We start from the raw sequence: 17,552 nt of genomic DNA, 5'->3' as shown, positions 1-17,552 counted from the left end.
CTTCACCCGGTCACCCCGGTCACCTCAGTCACCTGGGCAATGATTCTCTGGTAATTGTCGGCCATCGTGACGACCGAGTAGAGCCTGCTGGCTCGCTGCTCGGCGGCGCCGGCCAGCGAGGCGAGCTGCTGCCGGTCGCTCAGCAGCTCGCGCAACGCCTCCCTCCACGCGTCCACGCTCCCCGGCTCGACCAGCCGCCCGGCCCGCCCGTCGTCGAGGATCTCCGGCACCGAACAGACCGCCGAGGCCACCACGGCGACACCGCGCACCATCGCCTCGAGGATCACGATCGGAAACGCCTCGGCCCCGCTCGGCACGCAGAGCAGGTCGGCCCCGGCCAGCCCCTCGTCGGCGCCGGCGCTCCAGCCGCCCCACACCACCCGACCGGAGTCGATCAGGTCGGGCGGAGTCCGCCCCCGAAGCTGAGCCAGGTCCGGCCCGTCGCCGTAGATCGTCAGCTGCCACGGGAGCTCCCGCAGTTCGTCGAGCGCGCCGATCAGCAGATCGGCCCGCTTCTCGGCGACCATGCGCCCGATGAAGCGCAGCTGCACGGGACCGTCGGGCGGGGTTGCGCCGCGACCGAGCTGCTTCGGCGCTGGCCGGTCTACGCCGTTGGGCGCCACGAAGTGTCGACGGTTGAGCCGTTGGCGCGCGGTGAGCTCGCTCCAGTGCCGCTCGGAGAGCGCGATCACCCCGCTGCTCGACCGGATGACCCGGGCCAGCGGCGTCGAGTAGGTTCCACTCTCCGGCCGGGGCGGGTTGTGGGCGGCGACGAGCCAGCGGCGCCGGCGTCCGGCGAGGGACCAGAGCGCGGCGAAGCCGACCTCGGTGTTGGTCGTGCCGCTGATGACGACCCGGACGGCCGCCGCGCGGTCCCCCCGCCCGGCCCCGATCGGCAGCCACGGCGCCCACCACGGCCGCCGCAGAAGCCGGACCGTCGGTGCGACCTCCCGGGCCAGCGGGCCGAGCCGCTGCAGACAGAGCAGGGTCACCGGGTGCCCGCGGGCGGCGAGTTCATTGGCCAACAGGACCCGCTGGCGTTCGGCCCCGCCGAAGCCGAGGGTGTTGGTCGTGATGAGCACACCCGGGCGGTTGGCGGACGAACCGGCGGTGGACGAGCCGGCGGCGAGCCCGCGTTTCGACCGCTGCAGCCGGTCCAGCGCCGCCGCGGCTACGAGGTAGGCCTGCCCGCGGCGGGGCTGTCCGGCCTTCTCGAACTGCAGCGCGATGTTGCTGGTCAGCAGGTCGCGGGAGCGGCGGGCGGCGGTGGGGCTGTCGCTCACCGTGCCGTGGCCGGCGTGCCGGATGCCCTCCTCCGTGACCAGTTCCAGGCGCCAACCGGCGGCGGTGGCCCGGCGCTGCCACTCCGCCTCCTCGCCGTAGAGGAAGAACTCCTCGTCGAAGGGACCGAGCTCGTTCCAGGCCGCCCGAGTGATGAGCAGGCAGGCGCCGGTGAGGTAACCGGTGACGCTGCTCGGTCGCTTCGGATAGAGGTCGGAGAACGGGGTCGCCCGCAGCCGCTCGGCATAACCGGCATGGCTCACCACGGCGCGGATCAGACCGGGTCGGCGGTGGGCGACATCGAAGTCGGCCCGCCCGCGCCACGGCGGCTCACCCGTGTGGCTCGGTGGTTCACCCGTCTGGATCCGGGGCTCAGCCGACACGACGAGGGGCGCCGCGGCCGCGGTGCCGGCCCGATTGGCCGCCCGGTGCAGTTCCGGCAGCGGGCTGAGTAGTTCCGCGTCCGGATTCAACAGCAGCAGGTCGTCGGGGTCGCAGAGCTTCGCCGCACCGTTCACGGCCGCCGCGAAGCCCACGTTCTGCGGGCTGAAATGCCACTGGACCTGCGCGAACTCCGCACTCAGCTCGGCGATGGCGGCGCTCTCCTCCGAGCGGTTGTCCCAGAGGATGACCCGGTGGTCGGGCAGATGGGCGCGCACTCCGGTCAGGCAGCGCCGCAGGAGGTCGGCGCGGCGGAAGCTGACGATCACCACAGTCGGCCGGCCGGTGGCCGGAGGCGGCTGGCTCATGGGGCGACCGCCGCCGCCGAGGTGCCGACCCGGAACCAGGCGAAGTCGACGATGCGCGGTCCGGGCGCGGTACCGCCGCCGTAGACGCCGAACTTCCAGTAGACGGGCTCCGGGCCACCATTGCCGTAGGAGTAGAGCGTCGAGACGTGCGTGGGAGCCAGCACCGCAGCGCCCTGGTAGTCCAGGCTGACCTGGCCCCGCCCCGGGCTGCTGCTCCAGACGACCCCGACGACGAAACGCAGCCACACCCCGGTGGCGGCCGGGGTATGCCAGAGCCGCCGGTACTGCACCGTCTGCTTGCTGTCATCGATCTGCCCCGTCGGCGTCGAGTAGCTCCAGAACTGCAGGTTTCCCTGTTGCAGGGTCATCTGCAGCGGGGGAGCGAAGGCACCCGCACCGTTGGTGTTGACGAACTGGAAGAGCACCGTGTTCGTATCCATTGGAAAGGACGGATCCAGCCGCAGCGCGACACCGTAGTAGCGGGTCCGGCCGTCGAGTTGGCCGGGCTCGCCGCGGAACTCCAGCCGCTCGTCGCCCGGATTGAGCTGGATGCGGGCCGCGCAGCCGAGACCGTCGATCCCGGATCCGTGCACTGCGCTGAGGCTGGTCCCGTTGCCGGCGATGTAGTCGACGGCGAAGCGGGAGCGCCATGCGGTACTGCTGCAGGCGCCGACGTCGAAGCTCTGCAGTACCACCCCGGGCACGGTCGGTGCCGGGCTCGTCGCCGGGGAACCCTTGGTCGGCCGCGGACCCGAACGACCCGGATCGGAGCCACCCGAATTGGAACCAGCAGGATCGGAACCAGCAGGATCGGAACCAGCAGGATCGGGGCCAGTCGGACCGGCGGTCGCTGGCGCCGTACTGGGGTTGGGCGCGGGAGGCAGCGAGACCGACAGCGAGGGGGGCGCGCCGAGGCTGTCGTCGGGGTTCCCGGTGCCCTGCGCTCCCGCTGACCGGGCGGCCGGCGACGCGGGGGCGGATCCCGAGAATAGTGCTGTGGGGTGAGTCGGCCCGCCCACATCGAGCGCCGCCGGCTGGAGGGCAACGACGAGCGCGCCGATGAGGGGCACGGCCGCAACCGGCACAAGCCAGAGCAGCCGACGCACCGGCAGAGTCTATCGACCGCGGGGCGATCTGTCGGATTCTGCCGGTGAGCGCAGCCGTCTTAAGCGCATATGAGAACCTAGGCGGGTGACGATTCGTGCTTCAGCTGCCACTGCAGAGGCCACCCCACCGGTTCGACGGCTCCGGCGCGCGGCGATAGCCCTCGGCGGCGTGCTGCTCGCCCTCTCCGCGCTGACCGCCTGCCAGACCAAGGCCGGCGCGGCGGCGACGGTGAGCGGAGATCGCATCGAGTCCGCCGACGTCAATCAGTACACCGGTTCGGCGAGCCCAGCTCCGGCCGCAGCCGGGTCCGCCGCTCCTCCCTCCTTCACTGACCGCCGCGTCCTGGTGTTGAACACCCTGGTCGGACAGCGGCTCTACGACGCCGCCCTGCAGGCCAACGGTGGCCCGGCCACCACGGCCGAACTGGCCGCGGCGAAGGAGCAGGCCCTCGGTGGCGAGAGCGAGGCCGACGTCACCGCGAAGGTTGTCGCCGCGGGATACGACGCCTCCTTCGAGCCGGTGTACCTCTCGACGCTCTCCACCGAAGTGGCCTTCGTGACTCGACAGAAGATCACCACCCAGGCCGAACTGGACGCAGCGCTGAACAAGCTGAAGATTCCGGTCGCGGTGAGTGGTCGCTACGGCAGTTGGTCGGAGGCGACGCACACGGTCGTCGGCTACATCCAGCCCGACTTCATCCGCCCGGCGCCCACGCCGACGCCGGCCCCGCAGGCCGCGAGCTAGCGTCCCTCGGAACCGGCGAGTGCGATGAGCCGCTCGATGGATGAGGTCATCGCGGTCGTCGACCGGCTGCGTTCGCCGGGCGGCTGCCCGTGGGACCGCGCGCAGACCCACCAATCGCTGGCCAAATACCTGCTCGAAGAGAGTTACGAGACGGTCGAGGCGATCGAGGACGGCGACTACGTCCTGCTCCGCGAGGAGCTCGGTGACCTGCTGCTGCAGGTGCTACTGCACGCCCGCCTCGCCGAGGAGGCGCAACCCGACCAGCGATTCAGCATCGACGAGGTGGCCGACGACCTCGCCGCGAAGATGATCCGCCGCCACCCACACGTCTTCGCCGATGCGGTGGCCAACGACGCCGACGAGGTCAATGCGAACTGGGAACGTCTCAAATCGGTCGAGAAACAAAGGGAATCGGTGACCGATGGGGTGCCGCTGGCGCAGCCGGCGCTGTCGCTGGCCGGGAAGCTGATCTCCCGGGTCGGGCGCAGTGAGCTGGTGCTCGATTTCACCGCTACCTCCGGCTCACCGGCCGACGAGATCGGCCAGCGCCTCTTCGACATCGTCGCCGAGGCGGTCGCGGCGGGAGTGGATCCCGAGTCGGCGCTGCGCGAGACGACGCGCGGCTACCGTCGCGCGATCCTCGCCGCCGAAGGTGGCGGCGCGACCGACGAGTAGTGACCGCTGGCCGATTGTGGAGCCGTTAACCGATAGGCTCAACCCCGACGAATGCTGGTTGATGTGAAAGGACACCCCGGTGGCAACGATTGAAGCCGTAGGCGCGCGCGAGATCCTCGATTCCCGTGGCAATCCGACCGTCGAGGTCGAGGTGGCCCTGGACGACGGCACGCTGAGCCGCGCGGCCGTGCCCAGTGGCGCCTCCACCGGCGCGTTCGAGGCGGTTGAGCTGCGCGACGGGGGCGAGCGTTACGGCGGCAAGGGTGTCCGCAAGGCCGTCGACGCCGTCCTGGAGACGATCGCCGACGAGCTGCTCGGCTTCGAAGCCAGCGAGCAGCGCCTCATCGACGCCGCCCTCATCGAGCTGGACGGCACCCCGGACAAGAGCAACCTCGGCGCCAACGCCATCCTCGGCGTCTCGCTGGCCGTCGCCAAGGCCGCGGCTGAGTCGGCGAAGCTGCCGCTCTTCCGTTACCTCGGCGGCCCGAACGCCTACCTGCTGCCCGTCCCTATGATGAACATCGTCAACGGTGGCGCGCACGCCGACTCCAACGTCGACGTCCAGGAGTTCATGATCGCCCCGATCGGTGCCCCCATCTTCGCCGAGGCGCTGCGCTGGGGGGCTGAGGTCTACCACTCACTCAAATCAGTATTGAAAGCAAAGGGATTGTCGACCGGCCTCGGCGACGAGGGTGGCTTCGCGCCCAACCTGCAGGACAGTCGAGCCGCGCTCGACCTGATCAGTGAAGCCATCACCAAGACCGGCCTGGTCGTCGGCCGCGATATCGCGCTGGCTCTCGACGTCGCCGCGACCGAGTTCTACCGCGACGGTGCCTACCAGTTCGAGGGCGGCGCCAAGTCGGCCGAGGAGATGATCGCCTTCTACGAGGGTCTGGTCTCCGACTACCCGATCGTCTCGATCGAGGACCCGCTGTCGGAGGACGACTGGCCGTCCTGGGTGCAGCTGACCGAGACTCTCGACGACGTGGTCCAGCTCGTAGGAGACGACCTCTTCGTCACGAACCCGCAGCGGCTGGCCCGGGGCATCGCCGACGGCGCGGCCAATGCGCTGCTGGTGAAGGTGAACCAGATCGGATCGCTCACCGAGACCTTCGACGCGGTCGACCTGGCCCACCGGCACGGCTACCGCTGCATGATGAGCCACCGCTCCGGCGAGACCGAGGACACCACCATCGCCGACCTCGCCGTCGCCACCAACTGCGGTCAGATCAAGACCGGCGCTCCGGCGCGCAGCGAGCGCGTCGCCAAGTACAACCAGCTGCTACGCATCGAAGAAGAGCTCGACGACGCCGCTCGGTACGCGGGCGCGGCGGCGTTCCCGCGGTTCAACCAGAGCGAGAGCTGACGGATCGGGAAATCGGACAGGGGAACTCAACCAGTGGCGGCTTCTCGACTAGCCCAGCGTGGTCTCACCGGGCGTGCCGTGGCCCTCGGGGCGGTGGTGGTCTTTCTGGCGATCATCCTGGCGTCCCCGGTGCATCGCTACCTCTCGGCCCGGTCCGCGGTGTCGCAGGCGGCCCAGCAACGAGCAGCCAGTGAGGAGCAGCTGGCCGCCCTCCGTGAGGATGCGGCCAACCTCAACGACCCGAACTACATCGAGAAGCTGGCTCGGACCCGGCTGCAGTTCGCGATGCCGGGCGACACCGTCTATGTCGTCACCGCGCCCGGTCAGCAGTCCTCGATCGACGTGGTGACCGCGCCGGCCGCTGCGCAGAAGGCTCCGGGCGCAACCTGGAACCAGCGGCTCTGGGGCAGCGTGCAGGCGGCCGACGGCTCGACCCCATGAGCAAGCTGCTGAAGGCACGGTTCGTGAGCGGTTCGTCGTGACCGTCAGCGACGCGGACCGGGCCGCGGTTGCGGCGGAGTTGGGGCGGGCGCCGCGGGCTATCCGAGCCGTCGCCCACCGCTGCCCGTGTGGCAATCCGGACGTCATCGAGACCTCGCCCCGACTGCCCGACGGCACACCCTTCCCGACTCTGTACTACCTGACCTGCCCGCGCGCCGCGGGCGCGATCGGCACCCTGGAGTCCTCCGGGCTGATGCGGGAGATGTCCGAGCGACTCGGGGAGGATGCGGAGCTCGCGGCCAACTATCAGGCGGCGCACGACTCCTATCTGGCCCGACGCGACGAGGTGGCCCGTCTCGACGGGATCGCCGAGGTAACCGAGATCGCCGGCACCTCGGCCGGCGGCATGCCGCGCCGGGTGAAGTGCCTGCACGTGCTGGTCGGGCACGCACTGGCCGCCGGCCCCGGAGTAAACCTCCTTGGCGACGAGGCGTTGGCGCTGCTGCCGCAGTGGTGGGCCGCCGGGCCGTGCGTACCGGTGGCCGAGCCGGAGACTGCCGCCGACGAGCCGTCGACCAGTTCAGAGTGAGCTTCGAAGAGCGCCGGGTCGCGGCGATCGACTGCGGCACCAACTCCGTCCGCCTCCTCGTCAACTCCGTCTTCACCGACTCCGAACTCGGAACGGCCACCCGTCAGCTGGCCCGCGAGATGCGGATCGTCCGTCTCGGGCAGGGTGTCGACCGAACCGGACGGCTGGACCCGGCGGCGATCGAGCGCACCCGTCTCGCGCTGGAGGAGTACCGCAGGGTGATCAACTACCACGAGGTCGATACGGTGCGCATGGTCGCAACCAGCGCGACTCGGGATGCGGGAAATCGGGCGGATTTCGTCGCGATGGTGCAGTCGACGCTGGGTATCGAACCGGAGGTGGTCACCGGGGTGGAGGAGGCGCAGCTCTCCTTCAACGGCGCCGTCGACGGCCTCGATTCGCTGGTCGGAGCAGTGCTGGTCACCGACATCGGTGGCGGCTCCACCGAGCTCGTCCGTGGCCTTGATCCGGGCAACACCGGATCCGGTGCACTGGCGGCGTTCAGCATGGACGTCGGTGCGGTGCGCCTGACCGAGCGGCACCTGCGTGATGATCCGCCGACGCCCGGACAGCTCTCCGCTGCAGCGTCTGATGTGGCGGCTGCGCTGGAGGTGGCCGGCCAATCGGTCGACCTCGCGGCTGAGGCGACCCTGGTCGGGGTAGCCGGCACGGTGACGACCCTGGCCGCGATGGCCCTGCACCTCCCCGCCTACGATTCAGCGGCAATTCACGGCTCGACGCTGACCCGCGACCAGGTCGCGACGCTGACCCGATGGCTGAGCGAGGCCACTCACGACGAGCGGGCGGCGGTACCGGTGATTCACCCGGGACGAGTCGATGTGATCACCGCCGGCGCGCTGATCCTCGGCGCTGTGATGGGCGCCGCCGGCGCCGCGCAGATCATCGTCAGTGAGCACGACATCCTCGACGGGATAGCCGCTTCGCTGTAGCCGCTTCCGGTTGCCCGCTTCGGTTGGCCATTTCGCTGGAGCTACTGCGCCTCGGGTACCGCGGCTGGGGTGGCTCAGGCGCTCTGCTCCAGCGCCTTCCCGGCCCGGGTGGAGATGCGGCGATTGGCCCGCGCCTGGCGGCGGGCCGAGGTCTGCACCTTCTCCTGCAGCGGCGGGGGCTCATCGCCGGTGAGACCGCGCCAGAGCGTCGTCGCGCCCTTTGTGGTGATCAGCTGCCCGACCGCGACCCCCACGGCCGACAGTGCAGCCCAACCGGCGGCGTCGCCCCAGCTGACATTCGGGTCGGTTGGCCGGCGCGGCGGGTTGTCCGGGCGGGCGGTGATCCAGACCTGCGCGATGCTCTTGCTGACGGCGATTCCGACCGGGATGGCGATCACGCCCGTCATTGCCTTCCAGGTGACTTTTCCTACGATGCCTGCCACAGCGACGCGGTCCCTTCACTTGCCGATGCTTGCCGACGTCCGGTCGGCGCTGGCCGATTGCCGTCTTCTGATTGCGGTTGCCGATGGTGCACAAGCTGGCTGATGTGGTGCCCTGATGTGATGCCGGAGGCTGGACCCACGAGCCGCTCAACGTCGACTCTACGGTCCATGTCAGGCTGAGCAGATGACCGCCCGTCCCGGTTCCGGCTGGCCAGGTGATCCGGCGACCACCGGCACCCCCGTCGCGCACGACCGCGACGAGGTGAGCCGGTTGGCCGATGTCGGCGACATCGCGGAGCTCGACGCCCGGGTGTCGGTCTGTCGGGCCTGCCCGCGGCTGGTGCAGTGGCGCGAGGAGGTCGCCGAGCAGAAGCGCCGGGCCTACGCCGACCAGCCCTACTGGGGTCGTCCGGTTCCGGGGTTCGGAGTCGAGAATCCCTCGATACTCGTGCTGGGTCTGGCCCCGGGCGCGCACGGCGCCAACCGCACCGGCCGCAACTTCACCGGTGACCGATCAGGTGACTGGCTCTACGCCGCGCTCTACCGGGCCGGCCTGGCCAATCAGCCGACGTCGGTGAGTGCTGACGACGGGCTGCGGTTGATCGATACCCGAATCGTCGCCGCGGTGCGCTGTGTGCCCCCGGCCAACAAGCCGACACCGGGCGAGCGCGACGTCTGCCGCGACTGGCTGACCCGCGAGATCCAACTGATCTGGTCGAACCTGCGCAGCATCGTGGTCCTCGGCGGGTTCGGTTGGTCGGCACTCTGGCCGGCCCTGCGCCACGCCGGCATCGAGCTGCCACCGCGGGTGCCACCCTTCGGTCACGGTGTCCAGATTGCCCTGCCTGAAGGCCCGCAGGTGATCGGCTGCTATCACGTCAGCCAACAGAACACCTTCACCGGTCGCCTCACCGAGGCGATGCTCGACGACATCTTCAGCCGCGCGTCCCACCCGAACCGCTGAGGTCGGCATCCGCGAACTGCTCCCTTTCGCGCTCAATGCTATCAACTCATGGCAATATTTGGATCATTCAAGATTCATGTTAGTTTACGTCGACGCGCTTCGGTCGAGAGCCGTCGCGTCGCGGAAGGGGCGCACGAGCGTCCTGACATTCATTGACAAGGGGAGCAATGACCATGAGAAGGACCATGAGAAGGACCATAGGCAGGAACATGAGACCGAACGCGAACGGGCGCCGGTTGAGACCGGCCTTCATCGGGATTGTCGGATGCACAGCCGGAGTCGTCGCCGGCTTGGTTCCGGTCGCAGCACCTCCGGCCGCCGCCGTCGAGGGGGCGGGTGCGGTGAACACCGTCACCACGGCCGTACCGCCGCTGCCGGGTACCACGCGCAACGTAGATGCCTGGAAATTGGCTGGGATTCCAGGCAACAACGCCGCGTCTGGGTCTCAGATTGCGCCGCAGTGGATCGTGACGGCTCACCACAACGCGCCCGGTGTCGGCACCACTTTCAAGAACGCGCTCGGTTCAGCCAAGGTGGATGCCACCTTCGCGGCGCCGGGAGCACCGAACTCCGGCGGCGGTTACTCCTGCGAATCGACTGGGGGGCCGGACATCTCCTTCTCCCACCTCGCCACCCCGATCGCCGCGCCGGCCGGCGGCTACCCGTCCCTGCTATCTGACGCCCTTCCCGACTCAGACAGTCTGAGCGCGCTACCCGGCTACGCGCTGTCGGCCGGTGAAGGCGGATTCACCGGCTACATCAAGGCGGTCTGGACCACCACCGGCAACACCACGGTGGCCGATCCCACGCAGGTGGCGTCGGCCATCGGCGGCGACAGCGGCGGTGCGTCCTACTGGTACCCGAGCGCCACTTCGACGCCGATCCTGGCCAACGTCATCGTCTACGCCGGGCGTCCCTTCGGCCAGGCGACGGCGCAGTTCGCCGGAGCCTGTGGTCTCGTTCCCGACATCAGGGCCTGGACGACCTCGGTCTTCAGCCACTATCCGAGTGCGGAGAGCCCGTCCTACGTCTCGCTGAACTCGGTCGCGCCGCCGGCCAGCCGCCGGCCGTTTGCGCCGGCCTCGGCCACCATCGTCTCGACCTCGTCCACCACGGCGTACCTCAACTGGGTCGCGCCGCCGGCCGCCGCCGGCACGCCTGCGGTTACCGGGTACGAGGTTCGGCTGCAGCCGGGGAACATCGTCGTGCGAACCCCAGCCTTGCTGAACACCACGGTCACCGGACTCACCCCGAACACCACCTACACCGCCACCGTCGCCGCGGTGAACAGCAACGGTGTCGGCGCACTCGCGAGCGTGTATGAGTACGACAACATCTTCACCGGGCAGTTCGTGACCAGTCCGGCCCCGGATGCGCTCACTGCAGTCTCCTACGAGCCGTACACGTACCAGGACGCAACGACTGGTGCCCTCGTCGGCTGCGTGCACATTGACGCGACCGCCGCCACCACAGGCGTTCAGGGACGGTTCACCGGAGCCGTCTCCTACGCGCTGGGCAACACTCCGCAGCGCAGCTACTCCAGCACGAACGAATACTGCCACCTTCCCCGTGGACAGCAGGTACCCATCTTCGTCTCGGCCTACAACGAACTGACCCCCGGCCCGGCGAAGCTCATCTGGGTCACCGCACCGACCGTGGTCACGGGCGCGCCGCTCAGCGTGCATGCCGCCGCTCGGGTGACGACTCTCTCCACCGGGGCCAAGAGCTACATCGTGGATGCCGGCTGGACCGCTCCGAACGGGCCGACCCTGCCGGCGACGCTGAAGAGCTACCAGGTGACGATCTTCGACGGAACCAATGACGATGTCTCCTACTGGAAGACCTACCGGCTGGCCGCCGATCAGACGAACTGGAGTGCGGTCGGACTACGTCCGAACACGAAGTATTACCTGCAGATCACTGGGAATTACGACCGCACGGTGCCGAACCAGGCAGCGGCCTGGATCACGGTGACCACGCCGGCCTAGCAACCGGCGAGAGCTCGGTCGGGCTCGGTCCGACCGGATGAAGGCAGGTGTCCGCCCGGCCACGGGGGTGGTCGGGCGGACACCTGTACTTGCGGAGTTCGTCGTCAACTGAGATGGAGATGATGCAAGGGACCGTTGTCACAGGCTGACGCTGGGCGATAGCATCTGGCTTGGGCTTGAACGGCCTGTGAACAGAATGCCTTGACGATAGACGCGTGGCGGAAGGGGGCAAGATGGCGCTGTCCGACCGGATCGGACACCTCTTCGATGCTATCCACCCAGCCCAGCGCGGCCCGTTCAGCTACAAGGAAGTCAGCGAGGCGATCGAGGCGGCGGGAGGGCCGACGATCAGCGCGACCTACCTGTGGCAGTTGCGTAAGGGCATCCGGGACAACCCGACCAAGAGTCACCTGGAGGCGCTGGCCCGCTTCTTCGGCGTCCCGGTGGTGTACTTCTTCGACGACGACGCGGCAGCCGGCATCGAGGAGCAGCTCAACCTGCTCGCGGCCCTGCGTGATGCCGGCGTCCAGCAGGTGGCGCTACGGGCGGTCGGCCTCTCCGATCGGAGCCTTGCCGCGATCCAGTCGATGATCGAGCAGGCGAGGCAGCTGGAGGGCCTCGGCGACCCAGACCACGAAACTGCCACGAAGCGCCGCAAATCATGAGGGTTCGCCGGACGACGTCCCACCCGGCCGTCTCGCGAGACCTTCGACGCTCCTGCGAGCAGCGTATCCGGGACCTCGGGCTGGGTGTGCCGTTTGATCCGGTCGCGCTCTGTGTCATCGTCCAGCAGCGGCGCGGGCGGTCACTGCGAATCCTGCCCAAGCCGGCTGACCTCACCGGCGGACCCTGTGGCCTCTGGCTCTGCACCGAACACGAAGACGTTGTTTTCGTGGACGAATCGACCAGTGAACTACATCAGCTGCACATCCTGCTGCATGAGATCGGCCACCTGCTCTGCGACCACTCGATGCTCACCGAGACCGGTGATGGTTTCGCCGCCGAATTCCTCCCCGATCTTGATCCGGCCGTCGTTCGCTGGACGCTCTCGCGCCACGAATACGTGGAGGAGCAGGAGCGGGAAGCCGAGATGCTGGCGACGCTGCTGCTCGCCGACGCGCAGTGCACGTATCAGGTTCCGGCGGCGTCGGGCCCGGTGCCGGCCGGCGCCACGGCGACGAACATCGTGCTACATGCGTTGCAGGGTCGGCCCCGATGAGTCGCAGCGCAGGCTCGATGCAGCAGCCGATTCATCTCCTCAGCGATCGGCCGAGACATTCGGTAGGTCCGCGCAGATCATGACCATCTCGATGCTGCTGCTCGCCGCCGTTCTCGGGCTGGTCGCCGGGTTCCGGGTCTGGCGGCGCCAGCTGTTCGCGTCCACGAGCGGGCGGGCGGTCACCGCGCTGATCGCCAGCGACTGTCTCATCACACTGGTGAGCCCGAATGAGGTCACTCTCGGAGTCGACCGGGTCAGCGGCGTACCCAATCTGGTATTGCTGCTGCAGTGCCTGCTCTGCCTCAGTTCGGTCGGTGCGGTGGTGCTGGCCCTCCCCGGTACCGTTCAGAATGTTGGAGGCCTGCGTCGGCACTTCAGCCTCACTGCGGTCGCCGCCGCGACGATGGTGATCGCCTTCGGTTTGACGCCGGTGCACCAGGTGGATGTGTCGAACTACTGGGCTGATCTGGTAATCCCGCTTCGTACGGGCCCGGGTTCGCTGCCGGCACTCTGCTTCTGGTTGGCCTACGCGAGCGCGATGGCCCACGGGCTGGCACTGGCCCTGCCCGATCTGCGCCGGCACCAGCGGTCAGCGCCCACCGGCCGGGCCCGCTTCGCCCTTCGGTTGCTGCTGGGTGCGGGTGCCTGCACTTCGCTGTACCTGTTCTTCGGGTCGCTGGTCGTCCTGCTGCGGGCGATGGACTGGCCGGGCGGCCCGCTCAACGGGGCCGACCTGGCACTGCGCTCGGCGACTACCGCGATCGGGCCGCTGCTACTTGCCGGGCTGGTCTGCATCAACGTGCCCATCGAGCGAGCGGCCGAGGTGGTGCGCGAACACTACTATCTGCACCGGCTCCGGCCGCTGTGGCGGGACATGACAGAGGCAGCGCCGGCCCTCGAAGTGCCGGGTCAGCGGGGCGTGCATCGCTCGCTGACCGACGTACGGCTGCGGCTGTACCGCACCGTGATCGAGATTCGTGATGGATACGTGGCGATCGCCCCTTGGTACTGCGACGCGTCGCCGCTGGTGGCCCGCCACGCCGGAGTGTCGGAGCAGGATCCGGTGGTGGTCGCCACGTGCTGGGAATTGGCCCGCCGGGCCGCGCTGCGGGGTGCACCGCACGCCGACTCGGTCGCCGCCCCGCCGGGTGGGGCGGCGACGCTGGGGCGCGAGATCGCACTGCTGCGGGAGATCGCCCGCCACCGTCTGCGCGCGCACGGACTGGCCGATGAGCTGGCCGCTAGGCTGGCAAAGCGGTGACGGCCCCCGTAGCCCAATGGCAGAGGCAGACCTCTTAAAAGGGTCCCAGTGTCGGTTCGAGTCCGACCGGGGGTACCGACTCAAGTCGTGACCTGGGTGGTTGTACAGAGAAGCCGGGCCGGACGAATCGTGATGACTCGTCCGGCCCGGCTGTCTTGCGGCGTCGGTGTGGTTACTTCAGCTCGGTCGAGGACTTGCCGAGCAGGCGGCGAGCCACGATCAGCTGCTGGATCTGCTGGGTTCCCTCGAAAATGTCGAGGATCTTCGAGTCACGGGCCCACTTCTCGAGCAGGTCGTTCTCGCTGTATCCGATCGAACCGACCAGTTCCACGCAGCGCAGCGTGATGTCGGTTGCGACCCGGCCGGCCTTGGCCTTGGCCATCGAGGCCTGCAGCGAGTTCGCCTTGTTGTTGTCGGCCATCCAGGCCGCCTCCAGCGTCATCAGGTAGGCCGCCTCCCAGTCCGACTCCATCTGCAGGAAGGTCGCCGCGGCCGCCGTCTGGCTCTGGGCCGGACGGTCGTAGTCGATCTCGATGTGCGCGTCTTCGGTGAGGATTCGACGGGTCTCGTCGAGCGAGGCCCGGGAGACGCCCAACGCCATTCCGGCCACCAGCGGCCGGGTGTTGTCGAAGGTCTGCATCACGCCACCGAAGCCGGCCTCGACGTCCACCTCGGGGCTGCCGAGCAGATTCTCCTTGGGTACGCGGCAATCGGTGAAGCGGATCGTCGCGGTATCCGACGCCCGGATACCGAGCTTGTGCTCCAGACGCTCGACGACCATGCCCGACGTGCCCTTCTGGACGACGAAGGACTTGATCGCGGCGCGACCCTTGGACTTGTCGACGGTGGCCCAGACGACGACGGCATCGCAGCGATCGCCGGCGGTGACGAAGATCTTCTCGCCATTGATGATGTACTCGTCGCCGTCCAGTACGGCGGTGGCGGAGACGGCGGCCGAGTCGGAGCCGAAGGAAGGCTCGGTGATCGCCATCGAGGCCCAGACTCCGGCGAAACGCTCGGACTGCTCGTCGTTGGCGACCGAGGCGATCGCGGCGTTGCCCAGACCCTGCCGTGGCATCGACAGCACCAGGCCGACATCGCCCCAGCAGGCCTCGATGATGGACAGCACGGCGGACATGTTTCCGCCGTTGCGAACCTCGCCCTTCTTCGGCTTGGAGCCGTCGCGGCGCACGCCGGTGGCACCGGCGCCTTCGGACTCACCCGAGGAGTTCATGCCGTCCATCAGGGCGGCCAGCATGTCGAGTTCTTTCGGGTACTCGTGCTCGGCCAGGTCGTACTTGCGGGAGTTCTTGCGGAAGATCTCGATGGCAACCTGATGGGCCTGGTCGAGAAGCGTCGTAAACTTTGAGGGGACGTCGAGGTTCAGCATCAGACGAGCACCGCACCTTCCATGATCGATACGGCGCGCAGATTGCGGTACCAGCGCTCCACCGGGTGTTCCTTCACAAAGCCGTGGCCGCCCAGCAGTTGGACGCCGTTGCTGCCGATCTGCATTCCGTACTCGCTGCAGAGGCGACGGGCGATCGCCGACTCCCGGGCGAAGGACTTGCCCTGTTCGGCGCGGGAGGCCGCCCGGTAGGTGGCCAGCCGCATCCCTTCGAGCTCAATACCGATGTTGGCCACCATGAAGGCGACCGACTGGCGATGGCTCACCGGCTCGCCGAAGGCAACCCGGTCGTTGACGTACGGAATGACGTAGTCGAGGACAGCCTGCGCGGTGCCGACGGCGAGCGAACTCCAGCCGATACGGCCGAGACGGATGCAGTCGGCGTAGTGCTCGGCCTTTCCCTCGCCGAGCAGGGCGGTGGCCGGCACCGTCACGTTGTTGAGCAGGATCCGCCCGAGCGACGCGGCCCGGATACCCATCGCAGGCTCCGCCTCGATGACCAGTCCGGCGGTGTCGGACTCGACGATGAACAGGGCCGGCCCACTGCCTTCGAGGTCGGCCGCGATGACGAAGAGCTCAGCCGAGGCGGCAAGTGGAACCAGGGACTTCACCCCGTCCAGGACGAAGCCGCCACCCGAGCGCCGGGCCCGGGTACCCAGGTCGAATGGGTCGAAGAGCGGCCGCGGCTCGAGCACGGCCAGCGCGGCCGCCGGGCTGCTGTCGGCCACGAAGGAGGGGAGGTAGGTGGACTGCTGGCTGTCGTCGCCCCAGAGCACGATCGCCGTGCTCACCGCCGACGGCGCGATAGCGGCGAGGGCTAGACCCATGTCGCCGTGCGAGAGTGCCTCGGCCACCAGCACGCTGGTTGTCGTCGAACGCTCACTGCCGAGCCCGCCGAGGCTCTCGGGAATGCCGACGACGTTGATGCCGAGTTCGCTGGAGACTCGCTTGAGCATCGCCGCCGGGGGAGCGCACTCGGTGTCGGCCGCCGCGGCGGCGGGACGTACCTGCTCGGCGGCGAACTCAGTGGTGATCTCGCGGATCATCTGCTGGTCCTCGGTGGGCGTGAGGTCGAAGACCGCCCGCTGCGAGGCCGTGCGGGGACGGGTTGGCGACCCGGAGGACTTGATCGCGGTGAACTTGCGATTCGCCGCGCCCAGAGTGCGGAAGCCGGACTTGGTGCCCTGGAAGACCGCCCGCTCCAGCGGCTTGCGCAGGTTGAACCGGTCGAGGGCCTTCGATCCGGCCGCCGCGTTGAGTGCCGAAAGGGCAGCACCCATCACGACGTCGGCCGGTTTGGCCTTCGTGCGCTTCTCCGCCATCTAGTCTCTCCTTATATGTACCCGTGGGTTACAGATATCTCGAAATGAAAGTTACTACCCAGTAGGCTTTTACGCCAGTCGTACGCGCAACATTTTTTCTGGAACTACGACCTCTCGCCATACGTTGGAGAGGCAGTCGGTGAGAAAGCAGTTATCGTGCTCGCACCGCCCTCCGACAGGAGGTCGACGTCACAGCGGTAATACATGCATAGCAGGAGGTAACAGGTGGCCAGCAATCCGGTACTGACGAAGTTAGAGGCACCCGCGCCGGCTTCGCCGCAACCCATGTCCACCACCTCCGGTCTGCCGCCAGCAGCTCCGTCGGGGATGGCGGGGGCCACTCGCCCGGTGTCTTTCGAGCCGGTGGCGGGTAGCGGCAATCGTTACATGACGCTCGACGATGTGGTGGTTCGCACCGCCGCGATGCTCGTCGTCGTGATGCTCAGCGGATCGGTCTCCTGGGCGCTGGCCAACTCGAGCGTGGCCGGCGCGCTCATCCTGGTCGGGGTTCTCGGTGGCCTCGGTCTCGGGCTCTACATCGCCTTCACGACCAAGGCCAACGCGTTCACCTCGCTGGCCTACGCCGCCTTCGAGGGGCTCTTCCTGGGCGCGGTGAGCCGGGCCTTCGAGTCGGCCTACCCGGGGATCGTCGTGCAAGCCATCACCGGAACCATCATGGTGGCCGCCGGCATGCTCTTCGTCTACAAGATCGGCGCCATCCGGGTAACTCCGCGCCTCTGGCGAGTGGTGGCTGGGGCGACCATCGGCCTGGTCGGGTTGATGCTGGTCAACCTCATCGCATCCTTCTTCCACAGCGGCGGCCTCGGGTTGCGCGAGGGTGGGTTGCTGGGCATCGGCTTCAGCCTGCTCTGCATCGTGATCGCCTCGCTGAACCTGGTGCTCGACTTCGATCTCATCGAGCGGTCGATCCGCCGTGGTACCGATGAGAAGTTCGCCTGGTACTGCGCCTTTGGCATCATGGTGACGCTGATCTGGCTCTACCTGGAGATCCTGCGACTGCTAGGAAACCTGCGCAACTAGGTGC

General features: G+C 68.4%; 17 protein-coding genes and 1 tRNA gene. 13 read left to right on the top strand and 5 right to left on the bottom strand.

The genetic code is table 11. The annotated features are described in order from the left end of the window. Nucleotides 1-2: 2 nt before the first annotated feature. Together CPH63_RS21830 and CPH63_RS21825 are read right to left on the bottom strand one after the other, a co-directional pair. Complete coding sequence (locus CPH63_RS21830) at nucleotides 3-2,030, bottom strand: glycosyltransferase (RefSeq protein WP_096304828.1); 2,028 nt, start codon at nucleotides 2,028-2,030, stop codon at nucleotides 3-5. Next, on the bottom strand, nucleotides 2,027-3,136 hold the full coding sequence (locus tag CPH63_RS21825) for a heparin lyase I family protein (protein ID WP_157749735.1): 1,110 nt from the start codon (nucleotides 3,134-3,136) through the stop codon (nucleotides 2,027-2,029). The genes CPH63_RS21830 and CPH63_RS21825 overlap by 4 nt, the downstream gene beginning before the upstream one ends. An 85-nt stretch (nucleotides 3,137-3,221) precedes the next feature. On the opposite strand from CPH63_RS21825, the gene CPH63_RS21820 reads away from it, so the two are divergent. The 6 genes from CPH63_RS21820 to CPH63_RS21795 all read left to right on the top strand — a co-directional run bounded on the left by CPH63_RS21820 (nucleotide 3,222) and on the right by CPH63_RS21795 (nucleotide 7,902). Then, nucleotides 3,222-3,881 carry a hypothetical protein gene (locus CPH63_RS21820; protein WP_157749734.1) on the top strand — a complete coding sequence of 220 codons (660 nt, stop codon included), beginning with the start codon at nucleotides 3,222-3,224 and terminating at the stop codon, nucleotides 3,879-3,881. A 36-nt stretch (nucleotides 3,882-3,917) separates the two neighbouring features. Then, nucleotides 3,918-4,556 (top strand): MazG family protein, encoded by a 639-nt coding sequence (locus CPH63_RS21815; protein ID WP_206745609.1) that lies wholly within the window; start codon nucleotides 3,918-3,920, stop codon nucleotides 4,554-4,556. Between the two features lie 79 nt (nucleotides 4,557-4,635). Beyond that, the gene (gene eno / locus CPH63_RS21810; protein WP_096304824.1) at nucleotides 4,636-5,922 is read left to right on the top strand and encodes a phosphopyruvate hydratase; all 1,287 of its coding nucleotides are present in this window, start codon (nucleotides 4,636-4,638) and stop codon (nucleotides 5,920-5,922) included. A 33-nt stretch (nucleotides 5,923-5,955) separates the two neighbouring features. Next, complete coding sequence (locus CPH63_RS21805) at nucleotides 5,956-6,363, top strand: septum formation initiator family protein (RefSeq protein WP_157749733.1); 408 nt, start codon at nucleotides 5,956-5,958, stop codon at nucleotides 6,361-6,363. 37 nt (nucleotides 6,364-6,400) lie between these two features. Continuing rightward, the gene (locus CPH63_RS21800) at nucleotides 6,401-6,952 is read left to right on the top strand and encodes a DUF501 domain-containing protein (protein WP_197704492.1); all 552 of its coding nucleotides are present in this window, start codon (nucleotides 6,401-6,403) and stop codon (nucleotides 6,950-6,952) included. Next, nucleotides 6,949-7,902 carry a Ppx/GppA phosphatase family protein gene (locus CPH63_RS21795; protein WP_096304821.1) on the top strand — a complete coding sequence of 318 codons (954 nt, stop codon included), beginning with the start codon at nucleotides 6,949-6,951 and terminating at the stop codon, nucleotides 7,900-7,902. The genes CPH63_RS21800 and CPH63_RS21795 overlap by 4 nt, the downstream gene beginning before the upstream one ends. Nucleotides 7,903-7,976: 74 nt before the next feature. Here CPH63_RS21795 and CPH63_RS21790 read toward each other — a convergent pair whose 3' ends face one another. Beyond that, nucleotides 7,977-8,345, bottom strand: coding sequence for a DUF4235 domain-containing protein (locus CPH63_RS21790; RefSeq protein WP_157749732.1), 369 nt, complete (start codon nucleotides 8,343-8,345; stop codon nucleotides 7,977-7,979). Nucleotides 8,346-8,529: 184 nt separating this feature from the next. Here CPH63_RS21790 and CPH63_RS21785 point away from each other — a divergent pair, with 184 nt between their 5' ends. The 6 genes from CPH63_RS21785 to CPH63_RS21760 all read left to right on the top strand — a co-directional run bounded on the left by CPH63_RS21785 (nucleotide 8,530) and on the right by CPH63_RS21760 (nucleotide 13,852). Continuing rightward, nucleotides 8,530-9,309 carry a uracil-DNA glycosylase gene (locus tag CPH63_RS21785; RefSeq protein WP_096304819.1) on the top strand — a complete coding sequence of 260 codons (780 nt, stop codon included), beginning with the start codon at nucleotides 8,530-8,532 and terminating at the stop codon, nucleotides 9,307-9,309. A gap of 209 nt (nucleotides 9,310-9,518) precedes the next feature. Further along, on the top strand, nucleotides 9,519-11,297 hold the full coding sequence (locus tag CPH63_RS21780; protein ID WP_157749731.1) for a fibronectin type III domain-containing protein: 1,779 nt from the start codon (nucleotides 9,519-9,521) through the stop codon (nucleotides 11,295-11,297). Nucleotides 11,298-11,530: 233 nt separating this feature from the next. Continuing rightward, nucleotides 11,531-11,962, top strand: a complete 432-nt coding sequence (locus tag CPH63_RS21775) for a helix-turn-helix domain-containing protein (protein ID WP_096304817.1) — start codon at nucleotides 11,531-11,533, stop codon at nucleotides 11,960-11,962. Then, entirely contained in the window at nucleotides 11,959-12,516 is a 558-nt protein-coding gene (locus CPH63_RS21770) for an ImmA/IrrE family metallo-endopeptidase (protein ID WP_157749730.1), read from the top strand. Before CPH63_RS21775 ends, CPH63_RS21770 begins: the two co-directional genes overlap by 4 nt. Nucleotides 12,517-12,595: 79 nt before the next feature. Then, nucleotides 12,596-13,777: an MAB_1171c family putative transporter gene (locus CPH63_RS21765; RefSeq protein ID WP_096304815.1), complete on the top strand. Its 1,182-nt coding sequence runs from the start codon at nucleotides 12,596-12,598 to the stop codon at nucleotides 13,775-13,777. A 2-nt stretch (nucleotides 13,778-13,779) separates the two neighbouring features. Next, a tRNA-Leu gene (locus tag CPH63_RS21760) sits at nucleotides 13,780-13,852 on the top strand. A gap of 97 nt (nucleotides 13,853-13,949) precedes the next feature. On the opposite strand, the gene CPH63_RS21755 is transcribed toward CPH63_RS21760, so the two are convergent. Both CPH63_RS21755 and CPH63_RS21750 read right to left on the bottom strand, forming a co-directional pair. Then, a complete protein-coding gene (locus CPH63_RS21755) occupies nucleotides 13,950-15,167 on the bottom strand; it encodes an acyl-CoA dehydrogenase family protein (protein ID WP_096304814.1) in 1,218 nt (405 codons plus the stop codon). After that, nucleotides 15,167-16,465 carry an acyl-CoA dehydrogenase family protein gene (locus CPH63_RS21750; RefSeq protein WP_096305343.1) on the bottom strand — a complete coding sequence of 433 codons (1,299 nt, stop codon included), beginning with the start codon at nucleotides 16,463-16,465 and terminating at the stop codon, nucleotides 15,167-15,169. The genes CPH63_RS21755 and CPH63_RS21750 overlap by 1 nt, the downstream gene beginning before the upstream one ends. Before the next feature lie 390 nt (nucleotides 16,466-16,855). On the opposite strand from CPH63_RS21750, the gene CPH63_RS21745 reads away from it, so the two are divergent. Continuing rightward, the gene (locus tag CPH63_RS21745) at nucleotides 16,856-17,548 is read left to right on the top strand and encodes a Bax inhibitor-1/YccA family protein (RefSeq protein ID WP_157749729.1); all 693 of its coding nucleotides are present in this window, start codon (nucleotides 16,856-16,858) and stop codon (nucleotides 17,546-17,548) included. Nucleotides 17,549-17,552: the final 4 nt, after the last annotated feature.

This window comes from Jatrophihabitans sp. GAS493 (genome assembly GCF_900230215.1).
GTDB lineage: Bacteria > Actinomycetota > Actinomycetes > Mycobacteriales > Jatrophihabitantaceae > MT45.
Note: the sequence above shows the minus strand (reverse complement) of the source record. Positions and strands in the feature narration are given on the sequence as shown.